The sequence below is a fragment of the Flavobacterium sp. Root901 genome (assembly GCF_001429765.1).
Classification (GTDB): Bacteria; Bacteroidota; Bacteroidia; order Flavobacteriales; family Flavobacteriaceae; genus Flavobacterium.
The window spans coordinates 373,524-386,285 of sequence record NZ_LMJB01000007.1; the positions used below are offsets into that span (position 1 = coordinate 373,524).

The 12,762-nt window shown below is 32.5% G+C and carries 13 protein-coding genes; 10 read left to right on the top strand and 3 right to left on the bottom strand.

The window, feature by feature from the left end:
• Positions 1–9: 9 nt before the first annotated feature.
• The 7 genes from ASE21_RS14845 to ASE21_RS14875 all read left to right on the top strand — a co-directional run bounded on the left by ASE21_RS14845 (position 10) and on the right by ASE21_RS14875 (position 8,760).
• Positions 10–3,300: an efflux RND transporter permease subunit gene (locus tag ASE21_RS14845; protein WP_057123470.1), complete on the top strand. Its 3,291-nt coding sequence runs from the start codon at positions 10–12 to the stop codon at positions 3,298–3,300.
• Positions 3,301–3,529: 229 nt separating this feature from the next.
• Complete coding sequence (locus tag ASE21_RS14850; protein WP_057123471.1) at positions 3,530–4,618, top strand: efflux RND transporter periplasmic adaptor subunit; 1,089 nt, start codon at positions 3,530–3,532, stop codon at positions 4,616–4,618.
• Between the two features lie 283 nt (positions 4,619–4,901).
• Positions 4,902–5,879: a hypothetical protein gene (locus ASE21_RS14855; protein ID WP_057123472.1), complete on the top strand. Its 978-nt coding sequence runs from the start codon at positions 4,902–4,904 to the stop codon at positions 5,877–5,879.
• Positions 5,879–6,478 (top strand): hypothetical protein, encoded by a 600-nt coding sequence (locus ASE21_RS14860; RefSeq protein WP_057123473.1) that lies wholly within the window; start codon positions 5,879–5,881, stop codon positions 6,476–6,478. Before ASE21_RS14855 ends, ASE21_RS14860 begins: the two co-directional genes overlap by 1 nt.
• A gap of 25 nt (positions 6,479–6,503) precedes the next feature.
• Positions 6,504–7,199 (top strand): hypothetical protein, encoded by a 696-nt coding sequence (locus tag ASE21_RS14865; RefSeq protein ID WP_057123474.1) that lies wholly within the window; start codon positions 6,504–6,506, stop codon positions 7,197–7,199.
• 209 nt (positions 7,200–7,408) lie between these two features.
• Complete coding sequence (locus ASE21_RS14870) at positions 7,409–8,017, top strand: hypothetical protein (RefSeq protein ID WP_057123475.1); 609 nt, start codon at positions 7,409–7,411, stop codon at positions 8,015–8,017.
• 275 nt (positions 8,018–8,292) lie between these two features.
• Entirely contained in the window at positions 8,293–8,760 is a 468-nt protein-coding gene (locus tag ASE21_RS14875) for a hypothetical protein (protein ID WP_057123476.1), read from the top strand.
• Positions 8,761–8,989: 229 nt separating this feature from the next.
• Here the strand turns inward: ASE21_RS14875 and ASE21_RS14880 are convergent, their stop codons facing one another.
• Both ASE21_RS14880 and ASE21_RS14885 read right to left on the bottom strand, forming a co-directional pair.
• A complete protein-coding gene (locus tag ASE21_RS14880) occupies positions 8,990–9,304 on the bottom strand; it encodes a GIY-YIG nuclease family protein (RefSeq protein ID WP_057123477.1) in 315 nt (104 codons plus the stop codon).
• Positions 9,305–10,049: 745 nt separating this feature from the next.
• Entirely contained in the window at positions 10,050–10,598 is a 549-nt protein-coding gene (locus tag ASE21_RS14885) for a type 1 glutamine amidotransferase domain-containing protein (RefSeq protein WP_057123478.1), read from the bottom strand.
• 341 nt (positions 10,599–10,939) lie between these two features.
• Between ASE21_RS14885 and ASE21_RS14890 the strand changes: the two genes are divergently transcribed.
• The gene (locus ASE21_RS14890; protein ID WP_057123479.1) at positions 10,940–11,533 is read left to right on the top strand and encodes a hypothetical protein; all 594 of its coding nucleotides are present in this window, start codon (positions 10,940–10,942) and stop codon (positions 11,531–11,533) included.
• Between the two features lie 49 nt (positions 11,534–11,582).
• On the opposite strand, the gene ASE21_RS14895 is transcribed toward ASE21_RS14890, so the two are convergent.
• Positions 11,583–12,020, bottom strand: coding sequence for a cupin domain-containing protein (locus tag ASE21_RS14895; protein ID WP_057123480.1), 438 nt, complete (start codon positions 12,018–12,020; stop codon positions 11,583–11,585).
• Positions 12,021–12,148: 128 nt separating this feature from the next.
• Between ASE21_RS14895 and ASE21_RS14900 the strand changes: the two genes are divergently transcribed.
• Both ASE21_RS14900 and ASE21_RS22330 read left to right on the top strand, forming a co-directional pair.
• Positions 12,149–12,376 (top strand): DUF2683 family protein, encoded by a 228-nt coding sequence (locus ASE21_RS14900; RefSeq protein WP_057123481.1) that lies wholly within the window; start codon positions 12,149–12,151, stop codon positions 12,374–12,376.
• Entirely contained in the window at positions 12,366–12,548 is a 183-nt protein-coding gene (locus ASE21_RS22330) for a hypothetical protein (protein ID WP_242410283.1), read from the top strand. The genes ASE21_RS14900 and ASE21_RS22330 overlap by 11 nt, the downstream gene beginning before the upstream one ends.
• Positions 12,549–12,762: the final 214 nt, after the last annotated feature.

A 12,762-nucleotide genomic window follows, 5' to 3' on the forward strand; every position in this document is an offset into this window, starting at 1 on the left:
TAAAGTCTAATGAATTTAATACGTTTTGCACTCCGCAAACCCATTTCCATTTTAGTATTGGTTGCGGGTCTATTTTTCTTCGGAATTGGTGCCATAAAAGACATTAAGGTAGATATCCTGCCCAAAATGAATTTGCCGGTTATTTATATTGCGCATCCTTTTGGAGGTTACACACCAGACCAGATGGAAGCTTATTTTGCCAAAAACTACGTAAACGTTTTACCTTTTTCTAATGGTATAAAATCGGTAGAAACCAAAAATATTCAGGGGTTAATGATTATGAAATTAACCTATTATGAAGGAACAAATATGGCTCAGGCTGCTGCCGAGTTAAGTGCGCTTTCCAACAGAATTCAGGCGGCTTTTCCTCCGGGAACACAGCCTCCGTTTATCATTCGTTTTGATGCTTCTTCTCTGCCGATTGGTCAATTGGTTTTGAGTTCTAAAATCAGATCAAACAATGAATTACAGGATTTAGCCAACGTTTATGTTCGTGCCTCGTTTACTTCAATTCCGGGTTTATTGTCTCCGGCGCCCTTTGGCGGAAGCCCAAGAACTATTGAGGTTAACGTAGATCCTGATTTATTGCGTTCTCATAATATGACACCTGATCAAATCGTAGAAGCGATTCGTTTAAACAACCAGACGGCTCCATCAGGAAACGTGCGTATGGGAGACAAAAACTATATTACGCCAACCAATAATACGATTAAAGAAGTTAAAGATTTTGAGCAGATTCCGTTATTCAAAGGCGGCGTTCAAAACTTAAAATTAGGCGATGTTGCCACTGTAAAAGACGGTGCCGATATTACGGCAGGTTATGCTTTGGTAAACGGAAAACGTTCTGTTTATATTAGTATTGCAAAAGCCGGAGATGCTTCGACCTGGGATGTGGTTCAGAAATTAAAATCGGAACTTCCTAAAATTCAAAGTACACTTCCTGAAGACGTAAAATTATCTTATGAATTTGACCAGTCGGTTTATGTAATCAACTCGGTTAAAAGTTTAATTACAGAAGGAATTATTGGTGCGGTTTTGACCGGATTAATGGTATTGCTTTTCCTTGGCGACCGTCGTGCCGCTTTGATTGTAATTATGACGATTCCGATTTCGGTTATTTCAGGAGTTTTATTTTTGAAATTATTCGGACAGACAATTAACTTAATGTCTTTAAGCGGACTGGCGCTGGCCATTGGTATTTTGGTAGACGAAAGTACAGTAACAATCGAAAATATTCACCAGCATCTTGATATGGGAAAACCAAAAGCACTCGCCATTTGGGACGCCTGTCAGGAAATTGCTCTGCCAAAATTATTGATCCTGCTTTGTATCCTTGCGGTTTTTGCTCCGGCATTTACCATGGTTGGCATTCCGGGAGCGTTGTTTCTGCCTTTGGCTTTAGCTATTGGATTTTCAATGGTAATTTCATTTTTATTATCCCAGACATTTGTTCCTGTTATGGCAAACTGGTTAATGAAAGGACATGAAAAACACGAACATACACCGGAAATTACAGATGATGAAGCCGAATTTAACGCCTGCGGGTTAACGCCGGATTCTGAAAAAGATTTAATCACTCAGAAAAAAGGTTATGTTGAAAGATTAGATACAGATAATAATGGAAAAATAAGTCTTTTTGAAAGATTCAGGGTTCGTTTTATGAGAACTTTAGATCGTTTATTTCCATACAAAAAAGCTACAAGTTTAATTTATCTTGTTTCTGCTACAGTACTGGCAGTTGTATTTATCAGTTTTATTGGAAAAGATGTATTTCCAAAAACCAATTCAAGTCAGTTTCAATTGAGAATGCGCGCTGTTGACGGAACCCGTTTAGAAAGAACCGAAGAACAGGCCAGAGTAGTTTTAAAAGAACTCGAAAAAATGGTGGGCAAAGAACATATCGGAATCACTTCTGTTTACGTCGGCCAGCACCCGTCTTTATTCTCAATCAATCCAATTTACCTTTTTATGGCGGGTTCGCATGAAGCTGTTTTTCAGGTAAGTTTAAAAGAATATCATGTTGATATGGATGAGTTTAAAGATGACTTTAGAGCAAGACTTAAAAAACTTCTGCCAAATACAAAAGTCTCTTTTGAACCAATCGAATTAACGGATAAAGTTTTAAGCCAGGGTTCTCCTACTCCAATTGAAGTTCGAATTGCCGGAAAAGATAAAAAACGTAATGAATTATACGCGAATCAAATTGTCGATAAAATGAAAGCAATTTCGTATTTCAGAGATGTGCAGATTGGTCAGCCAATTCATTATCCTGCCATGAATATTGATATTGACAGAACGCGTGCTGCCGAATTAGGAGTTGATATGAATGATATTTCACGTTCGCTTGTAGCATCAACCTCATCATCAAGATATACCGAAAAAAATACCTGGGTCGATGAAAAAGCCGGATTATCGTACAACGTTCAGGTTCAGGTTCCTTTGAACAAAATGAAAAGCAAAACCGATATTGGGGAAATTCCGGTATTAAGAAATTCGATTCGTCCCGTTTTAAGCGACGTTGCCAAAATTACACCCACTTATGTAAGCGGTGAAAATGACAATTTAGGGGCCATGCCGTATATTACCGTTACTGCAAACATCAACCAGACAGACTTAGGGACTGCTGCAAATGACGTTAGCAGAACAATTAGTTCTTTAGGCGAATTACCACGTGGTTTGTTTATTACGCCAATTGGATTAAGTACTGTACTGAGCGAAACATTAAGCAGTTTACAAACAGGATTATTGGTTGCCGTTTTTGTAATCTTCCTAATGTTGGCCGCTAATTTTCAGTCGTTCAAAGTTTCTTTGGTTATTTTAACGACAGTTCCGGCGGTGGTTTTAGGAGCTTTATTAATGCTTACCATTACAGGTTCTACGCTAAATTTACAATCATATATGGGAATCATTATGTCGGTTGGGGTTTCGATTGCCAATGCCGTTTTACTGGTCACCAATGCCGAACAGCTCCGCAAACGAAACGGAAATGCGCTCGAATCTGCCCGTGAAGCTGCTGCGCTGCGTCTTCGTCCTATTATCATGACCTCAGTTGCGATGATTGCGGGAATGCTGCCAATGGCAATTGGTCACGGCGAAGGAGGCGATCAGGTTTCTCCTTTAGGAAGAGCGGTTATCGGCGGATTATTATTTTCTACTTTTGCCGTATTATTAATCCTTCCTCAGATCTTTGCCTGGGCACAGGAAAAAACATCGACACAATCGGTTTCATTAGATCCTGAAGACGAAGAAAGCATCCATTATATCTCATCAATAAGTAAGTCGAAAGTTGGAAAATCGTAAAGTCATAAAGTCGGAAAGTCGATCCTCGGGTAATTAAAAAATAAACACATAGAAACATAGTCCCGAAACTTCAGGATTATGTCAAAAAAGAGAGAAAAAGAAACAAGTTTCCACACATAGCTAACTATGTGCATTTAAAATAGTGAAACGCCTTTTTTAAAGCTTCAAAAACTATGTCTCTATGTGTTAATCAACGAATTAAAGCATATTCATTATATAAAACCAAAAAATGAAAAGTAACATTATAAAATCAACCGCATTATTATTTACAGCTTTAGTTGTATTAAGTGGCTGCGAAAAGAAAAAAGAAGAAACTGCACCGGAAGCAATTGAACCTAAAGTAGAAACTTTTCTTTTAGAGAAAGAAAAACTAAGCACAGAATTGCGTTTGCCTGCAGAATTAACAGGTTTCCAGCAAGTAGATTTATATGCAAAAGTGAGCAGTTTTGTAAAAACATTAAAAGTTGATATTGGTTCTAAAGTAAAAAAAGGACAGCTTTTAGTTGTTTTAGAAGCGCCGGAAATCAGCTCGCAACTGGCTGCAGCCGAATCAAGATTAAAATCGATGGAAGCGATTTATGCCACCAGCAAAAGCACGTACAACCGTTTGTACGAAACCAGTAAGGTTGAAGGAACCATTTCTAAAAACGATCTGGAAATGGCAAGCGGAAAAAAGAATTCTGATTACGCACAATATCAGGCAGCTGTGGCGGCGCACAAAGAAATCTCGATTATGAGAGGATATCTCGAAATCCGTGCTCCTTTTGACGGCGTTGTGGCTGCCAGAAATGTCAATTTAGGAACGTTTGTTGGTCCGGCAGGAAAAGGTTCAGATTTACCTTTGTTGACGATTCAGGAACAAAGTAAATTACGTTTGGCGGTTTCTGTTCCGGAATTGTACACGGGATATTTACATACTGGTGACGAAATGAGTTTTAATGTAAAATCACTGCCGGATACTTTTAAAGCAACAATTACGAGAATGTCTGGTGCATTAGATTTAAAACTGCGTTCTGAAAGAGTTGAAATGGATGTTCACAATACAAAAGGAAATTTATTACCGGGAATGGTTGCCGAAGTTTTATTACCGCTGAACTCAAAAGACAGCGCATTTGTAGTTCCGAAATCGGCAGTAGTAAATTCTGCAGAAGGTATTTTTGTGATTAAAGTAGTAAATCACAAAGCAACACGAGTTGACATTAAAAAAGGAAGAGAAATCGAAGATAAAATCGAAATATTCGGCGATTTGAATCCGAAAGATAAACTGGTAAAAATTGCCAGCGAAGAAACTAAAGAAGGCGATACAATAAACGAATAACCTGCGTTTAGCCTTCGATTTAGTGATTACCAATTACTGTACGCATTCTTAGGAATGCAAATTTGAAAATTTGCTTAAGGACAGTTCCTCTTTTTTGGAGGGACTGTTTTTTTATTATCGCATATTTTTTCTATTATAAAAAAAACATAAGAAATTACGGATTTCCATAATTATATTCATTAAACATTTTATAATTTTAGCAAACCAAAAACAATAACTAATATTAAAATTACTAAGCAATATTTCAAAAAAATTGTTTAGTAATTAAATAACCAAAAAAATTATGGCAGACATTAATTTAGAATTATCTATTTATACTTTTACATTAAATGAAAAATTCAAACGTGAAGATTATTTTGATTTCAATGAATTCTACAGAAAAAATTTTTCTAAAAACGGAGAAAATCCACATACTATAAAACCTGAGGAACTTTATAACAGATTTGTCGGAATGATATTAGACGAATTTCACAATAAATTTTGGCTTAACAAAGACGAGAACAAAGGAATTAGTACAAAAAATATTAAATATAGACATGGAAGAAATATAATTGAAGGGATTATCAATGGAGGAAATACAGGCTATGGTCATCAAATCTACGATATCTTAGATAATGAAAATACTGTTGGGGAAATTTCGGAGAAACAATTAGCTTCTTTACCTTATTATTTTAAAATGTGGACACCACCTGATAGTCAAGTTGGAGTTTTAATGATACAGAGTTACAGCATTGGAAGTATTGGCTCAATTTTAATTGAATTTTTGACTAAAATTTTTGCTAAATATGGTACCTCATTTAGAAGGATTGTTCATGTTCCAAATGAACTGAGAGAAAACTATTTAAAAAGAAGTTCTGTACAAAAAGTAACATTTACTAGTACAATTGAAAATAGAAATTCCAGAAAAAAATTTAATAGAGCTTTTGAGGATTCGGAAGGTTTAAAAGTAACAATTACTGTAGAAGGTTTGAAAAAGAAAAACATTTTCAACTTTTTCAAAGATTTTAATTCAAAAAAACCTATTGGATTAGATTTAGCTGAATTAGGTATGGAAAATGCAGAAGATTATCAAACTAAAATATATTATAAAGATGAACATGGAAGAAAAGCCCATGCAACTATAAGAGATAAATTTAAGATACAACCAACGATAGTTTTGCCTTTAGAAATTTCAAATACTAATAAAACACCAAATCTTGAAAAGATTAGTGAATTTACCGACGGATTACTTGAAAAAGTTAAACAAGAGATAAACTATTAATGAAAATTTTAAAACTTAAAGATATAAGATCTGAGGCAATTCATTCTCTTTATTATGATAACAGAGAAAAATTAATTTCATCTAAATTGAAACTTAATTTTTTTTATTACGGTATTCCTTTTATCCTTTCAACTCTATTAATTTCTTTAAATCAATTTTTGACTGAAGACTCAATAACATATTTCATAACTGGTATTTCAATTTTTGCTGGTTTATTTTTTAACCTTTTAATAGTTGTTTCAGATAAAATGGAGAAAAGAAAAAAACTACTCCTTTCAAATTATGAACCTACTCACAAATATGCAAAAGATTATAAAATCTTTTCAGAAAGATTAATTGCCTCAATAAGTTATGCAATTATGTTATCAATAGTTATAATCGGATTAATGTTCTTTACTCAATTAAATTATCAGTGTTTAGAAAAGTATTTTATAAAAGAATATGTTGAATATTTAAAGAAGGCTTCCGATTGCATTTTTAATTTTGGTTCTTATTTTATTGGATTCCAATTCATAATAATCTTATTACATATTCTAACTGATATTTACGATATGCTTATACATGATATGAACACTAATGAATATCAAAATGAGGAATGAAATTATCTAAAAAACTAATTGAATTATGAGCGGAAAAAAAATTACAATCATCCTATTTTCATTAGGATTTATTTTATGCTTTCTTACAGTTATATTCTATTTTTTAAAATTTGGCAAATTAAATTTTTCAGATAAAACATCGGATTGGGTAGATTTTGCAAATTATTTTAGTGGAATTTTAAACCCAATATTGGCTTTGTTAAATCTAATTTTTTTTGCTTATTTAAGTTTTAAGATCGTAAAAATTGAAGATTATAGAAACAGTTGGACTTTGCAAGAACTTGCTAGACCATGTGGTGATTTACTAACCGAAAGTTCAGTTGAAAGCATTGAAATATCATTACATAATGTAGGACTTGGTCCACTTATTTTAGCTGATTCCAAAATTTATAAAGATAAAGATATTGATAGTGTATATACAGATTTCTATCATTTAATAAATGATATTGCTGATCAAGAAGAAGTTGGTCAGGAAATTCAATTTAAAATTGATTCTTTAGACCTAAGTACTAATTATGGTGCCATTGCAAGGGATAAGTCAATATGTATATTTAAAATCTATTTTAAAAACAACGATACAGAAAAAAATAAAGAATTTATTAAATTGCTAAGAACTAAACTTAACAATTACTTTATATCCATAACTTATGAAGATATGTACGGAAGAGAGATTGGATGCATAAATGAAAAACTACAGTTTAATGATTGGCGTTATTCCTAAGAAATAAAATATATTCAGTCAAAATGCAGTTTATTCAAAGTTGTAGTTTAATAACTTAAAATATAAGAAAAAAATTACCCGATCTCGCAGATATATCACCAGCTGGCGCGAGCGTCCCGCTCGTGCAAATCATTTTAGGTTAGGTAAAAAAAATTGTTCACTGATGAAATTCTCGCAAAAACAGCAAAATAAAAAAGCTTAAGAGATTTATGAATGAAAGCATCAGTACTTGGAAAGAAAAACAAAAAAATTATTTAGCAGTATCTATAGCTAGCTTACTTATTGGAACTTACTTTTTTATGAACGTTATCAATGGGAGTTATATCATAAAGCAATCAGATCTTCAGGTTTATGAAAATCTAATAATTTCAACTACTCCAAAATTTAAAGAAAGAAAAGGAAAACATCGTAGAAAATGGATAGAGTTTAAGTGCATAAATAATCGAAGTACTTTTGAAATTGCAAGTTATGACTACAATTGTGTTAAGGATGATGAAGTTATAAATGAAATAAAAGAAGGAGATACAATCTCAGTTGCTATTTTAAAAAGTGAAATAGGTGATTTTGACACAGAAAGTTCTTGTGAAATTCATTCATTAGTAAAAAATAACAAAGAATATTTAAATCTTGACTGTAGAAATGAAGTAGATAACAATGGTGGAAAAAGAGGTTTTTTGTTACTTTTTACAATATCTACCTTAACCGCAATAGTATATTCTTTGTCTAAAAAGCCAAAAATTTTTGATGAAGTCAATCCAGAATTTTTAATTACTGTGATTATAATAATACTTTTTTTTATTCTTGCCTCAATTCTATAATTATTATCTAAACAGAACAATAATTTAAAAATAAAAAAAACTCGATTCCTAAAAAAATCGAGGTTTTTCCATTTTATAAACCTTACTCCTCACTCAAATAAGGATTCAAAATCTCCGCCAATTCATTGAGCCAATAATAATTGTCTTCAAAATTTGCTAGTCCGATTTGGAGGGTTTCGTGTTGTCGCATTACTGCGAGAGTTACTAGGAAAATGGTAAACTTTTTATAAATTTGATTTTACAAATAACATTCAGTCTATTAAAATCAATAATATATGCCTTCTGAAAGTCAATTAGAATATAAATATGGAAAGCTTTGGGTCAGAGATGGCTTTTTGATGGTATTTTATATTTTCCTCTTTTATGAACTTAAAAATGATAATAAAGATTTTATTGAACTAAAAAAAGAACTCGCTCAAAACATCGATAATATATCGATAGATATGTTTGGCTTTCTTAACTTTAATGAGTTTATAATTTCAGATGAAATAAAAAATATTTTAATAAATCACATCGAAAACATAATTTTGAAAATGGAAGAAGAAAGTAATTATTTTTCACTACAAAATTTAGACGAAATATTATCTCACATCAAAATTTATCATTTAGAAAATTTGGATTATGAACCTTCAGAAGAAACGATAAGAGGGCTATATTCAAAGGATATTAATGAAGTAAAGAATAATTACATAAACGAGTTCACTGATATAAAATCATTACTTGAAAAAGATTATCGTATATAACTAAACCAAAAGCCTCGATCCTTCAAAAATCGAGGTTTTTCCATTTTATAAACCTTACTCCTCACTCAAATAAGGATTCAAAATCTCCGCCAATTCATTAAGCCAATAATAATTGTCTTCAAAATTTGCTAGTCCGAGTTGGAGCTTTTTTTCTCTCAATATTGTCATTTCGACGAAGGAGAAATCTCCGCAAGAAACTCCACAAAGTGAAATAAAAATCTACACAATTTCAAGAAAATAAATAATTCAAAAAATCCAAATCGGGATTAATGGTTTTAATCATCTCAATTTTCTTTTCCCTACGCCAGTCTTTTATTTCTTTCTCCCGAACAATTGCTTCATGAATCCAAGTAAACTTTTCATAATACAGAAGAAACTCAACATTATATCTGGATGTAAAAGTTTTGCTTTGACTTGTAATATTATCTTTATGCTGGCTTAATCGGAGACGCAAATTGTTTGTTACTCCTGTGTAGAAAACCGTTTTCTTCTTATTTGTTAGAATGTAAATGTAATAAGTATGATATCCTTGTTGTAATTTCATAAAACTAAATTAATAGTTTTGCTTGGTTTTTTGGTTTAAAAAGAAAGAATAATCTTTCTTTTTTTTGTTTTTTCTAAATCATGCTTTGCGGAGCTACTTGCGGAGATTTCTCCTTCGTCGAAATGACAAGATTGAGAAGATATAGATAGCGCGGAAATTATACTTTGTGGAGTTACTTGCGGAGATTTCTCCTTCGTCGAAATGACAAGATTGAGAAGATCTGGATAGCGCAGAAATAATACTTTGTGAGCTACTTGTTGAGATCTTCTTCGTCGAAATGACAATACTGAGAAGACCTGGATAGCACGGAAACAATGCTTTGTGGAGTTACTTGCGGAGATTTCTCCTTCGTCGAAATGACAAGATTGAGAAGATCTGGATAGCGCGGAAATTATACTTTGTGGAGTTACTTGCGGAGATTTCTCCTTCGTCGAAATGACAAATTGTACCTACGGAACTAATATTTAATTCGGAAATTTTTAATCAACGGATTGAAATCCGTTGCTACAATATAGGTCATTCCTAACGGAATCCTGAAAGAGCCATTGGCTCGAAAAATATTGTAGCCCGGGATTTCAATCCCGGGTTAATGAATCCCAAATTACAAAAGATCCCCGGGATCGATCATTTTCGAATAATTATTTAATTTATAAATAATCAAGATGTCCATTACAAAAAAAATGCAAGACCAAAATTGATCCTGCATTTTTATAGTTTGATAAAATGTCAATAAAAATATCTTTTTTTACACCGTCTGACGCTCGTGTTTACCTTCTTTAATTTCTTCCACCATTTTTTTATTAAACGCTGGCAGATCATTAGGGTTTCTGCTGGTCACTAATCCATTGTCTACGACCACTTCTGAGTCTTCCCATTGTGCTCCGGCATTTTTCAAATCATTTTTAACAGAGAAGAACGAAGTTACTTTTCGACCTTCTAAAACATCTGCATCTACCAGAATCTGAGGCCCATGACAAATAGCTGCTACTGGTTTTTTACTTTCAAAAAACGAACGTACAAAATTTACTGCGGCCTCTTCTCTTCTCAATAAATCAGGGTTTATAACTCCTCCCGGAAGGACAAGAGCATCGTAATCGGCTTCATTTGCCTGATCTAATACAACATCAACATTATATTCCTGACCCCAATTTCCGTCTTTCCATGATCTGATAGTTCCAGATTGCAGACTGATGATATCTGCATTCCAGCCCTGCTCTTCCAGGTAAGCTTTAGGAGATGCTAATTCTGATTCTTCAAAACCGTTTGTTGCTAATATGGCTATATTCTTTTTCATAATTTTTAATATTTAAATGTTATTAATTTTGATTTACCTAAAATTAGTTATTTCAGAAAGCCAGCGAAAGCAGACAATGTTAAACCTTTCTTTAATAAAAGTTAATTAATTGAATTACAGTTTTTTATTAAAAATTAAATTGAAATTATATAAAATTCATATCACTATAGTTTATTATTTTATACCGAAAAGCTAAAGCAGTAAAGTAGAAATAAAAGAAATATCAGGAAAAGAAAAAAAGAATATTTTAAATACAATATTTAGATAACACAAAATAAAACAGTTGTACTTTATCTGATTTTAACTTAATATTACACCCGCTAAAAAGACTAAAATAACTCATGAAAAAAATTATTTCTTTACTATTTATTCTAACGCTTTTTTCTTGCAGTCAAAATACGCAGAATGAAAAATTAGAAAAGAAAACTGTCGATAATAAATATTCATTGTACGTTCCGGAAAGCCTTAGCGCAACAACAGAACTAAATGATGTTGCCTCACTGCAGCTGCAAAATCAGTTTGAAAATTTCTATGTTATTGTTATTGATGAATCAAAAAAAGATTTTCTGCAGGCTGTCGGAAATAATGTTTTAAATGTAACTCCAGACCTTGACGGTTATTACAATGTAATTACAAATCACTTTAAACAGGCTGTCAAAGACTATAAACTCTACGATATTAAGAAAAAGAAAATTAACGGTGCAAATGCCATTGTATTTTCAATGAGTGGTGTCAATGATAATACAACTATTTTCTACAGATATGCTATTATTAAGGGCAGCGAGCGATACTATCAGGTGATGATCTGGACCACTGGCAGTAAGGAAAAAGAATATGCGGAGAGAATGAATAAAATTATTGATTCTTTTAATATTGAAGAAGCCGGTTATCAAAAAGGAAAAAGTCATTTGGCCAAAGACAGAACGAAAAAGTAATGCTTATATACAATCGTTGGTTTTTCCCTGCGTATGATTATAACAAAAACTATCTCAGATCCTTCTTAATTACCAAATATTTCAAATCTGTATTTCCGGCATTACTAATTCCGTGTTCGGCATTTGGCGGGCAGTATAAACTGGTATTTGGGCCAGCCACAACTGTTTTTCCGTCCAGGAAAAAAGAAGCGGAACCTTCCAGAATATAGAAAAATTCTTCTTCGGGATGATGATGCGGCGCATGTGTCGATTTTCCGGGTTCTACGATACTCATTTTAAGCGTATTTTCGTGAGTAAAGTTTTTGTCGCCAAACCAATATTGATAACCAACTTTGGTTTTTGTGGCTTTCTCTAACTCAAAATGGTTGACACAGTTTTCGATTGTGTATGGTGTTGCTGTGATTTCTTTTTTAGTTTCCTGCGAAAAAGCTATTTGTTGGAAAAGCAAAAGAGCGATTGTGGTTTTTAGGGTCGTTAGTGCGTTCATTTTTTTATTGTAATGTTACGAAAAATTGACATTCCTAAATAACTGGAGAAAATAAAATAGGATCATTAACATGAAAATTAGAGTTTTGTCATAACTTTGTTTATTAACTTTAGTAAACTTTAGAAATCATGCAGGCAATTAATATCACAGCATATACAGAAGATGACTCTCAGATTGAAGCTGTAAAAGCTTTTATGAAAGCATTGAAGATAAAATTTGAAATTGCAAATATAAAACCTTATGAACTATCTTCTGAACAGCAGGAGATTTTAAATAGCCAGATTAATTTAGACAGAAGTCATTACAAAGATGCTGAATCAATTTACACTGATTTAAAAAAGAAGTATGAATTATAAGATTATCGTTTCTCCAATTGCATTAAAAAATATTGAGGAAGCTATTGAATATTATATAAAAATCAGCAAGAAAGTAGCCTTAGACTTTTTTAATGATTATAAAAAAACTTATAAAGCTCTACAGATAAATCCATTTTATCAATTTCACGATAACAACTACCGTTCCTTTTAAAAAATTTCCATATGTGGCATTTTTCATTGTGGATGAATTCTCGAAAACTGTCTTTTTAAATGCTGTTTTTCATACTTCACAGAATCCCGAAAAATATCCTGCGAGATAATAATAAAATTGTTCGGCTTAAACTTTGACATAGTTCTTATGAAGAATACAACTTCTCGCCTAGCTCTCCCTACAGCTATCGGGAAAATGTGGGGTTCGCCATAAA

Bases quoted from the DNA above. Each gene is read 5' to 3' on its own strand.
- ASE21_RS14845 (WP_057123470.1), top strand. From the start codon at position 10: ATGAATTTAATACGTTTTGCACTCCGCAAACCCATTTCCATTTTAGTA.
- ASE21_RS14850 (WP_057123471.1), top strand. From the start codon at position 3,530: ATGAAAAGTAACATTATAAAATCAACCGCATTATTATTTACAGCTTTA.
- ASE21_RS14855 (WP_057123472.1), top strand. From the start codon at position 4,902: ATGGCAGACATTAATTTAGAATTATCTATTTATACTTTTACATTAAAT.
- ASE21_RS14860 (WP_057123473.1), top strand. From the start codon at position 5,879: ATGAAAATTTTAAAACTTAAAGATATAAGATCTGAGGCAATTCATTCT.
- ASE21_RS14865 (WP_057123474.1), top strand. From the start codon at position 6,504: ATGAGCGGAAAAAAAATTACAATCATCCTATTTTCATTAGGATTTATT.
- ASE21_RS14870 (WP_057123475.1), top strand. From the start codon at position 7,409: ATGAATGAAAGCATCAGTACTTGGAAAGAAAAACAAAAAAATTATTTA.
- ASE21_RS14875 (WP_057123476.1), top strand. From the start codon at position 8,293: ATGCCTTCTGAAAGTCAATTAGAATATAAATATGGAAAGCTTTGGGTC.
- ASE21_RS14880 (WP_057123477.1), bottom strand. From the start codon at position 9,304: ATGAAATTACAACAAGGATATCATACTTATTACATTTACATTCTAACA.
- ASE21_RS14885 (WP_057123478.1), bottom strand. From the start codon at position 10,598: ATGAAAAAGAATATAGCCATATTAGCAACAAACGGTTTTGAAGAATCA.
- ASE21_RS14890 (WP_057123479.1), top strand. From the start codon at position 10,940: ATGAAAAAAATTATTTCTTTACTATTTATTCTAACGCTTTTTTCTTGC.
- ASE21_RS14895 (WP_057123480.1), bottom strand. From the start codon at position 12,020: ATGAACGCACTAACGACCCTAAAAACCACAATCGCTCTTTTGCTTTTC.
- ASE21_RS14900 (WP_057123481.1), top strand. From the start codon at position 12,149: ATGCAGGCAATTAATATCACAGCATATACAGAAGATGACTCTCAGATT.
- ASE21_RS22330 (WP_242410283.1), top strand. From the start codon at position 12,366: ATGAATTATAAGATTATCGTTTCTCCAATTGCATTAAAAAATATTGAG.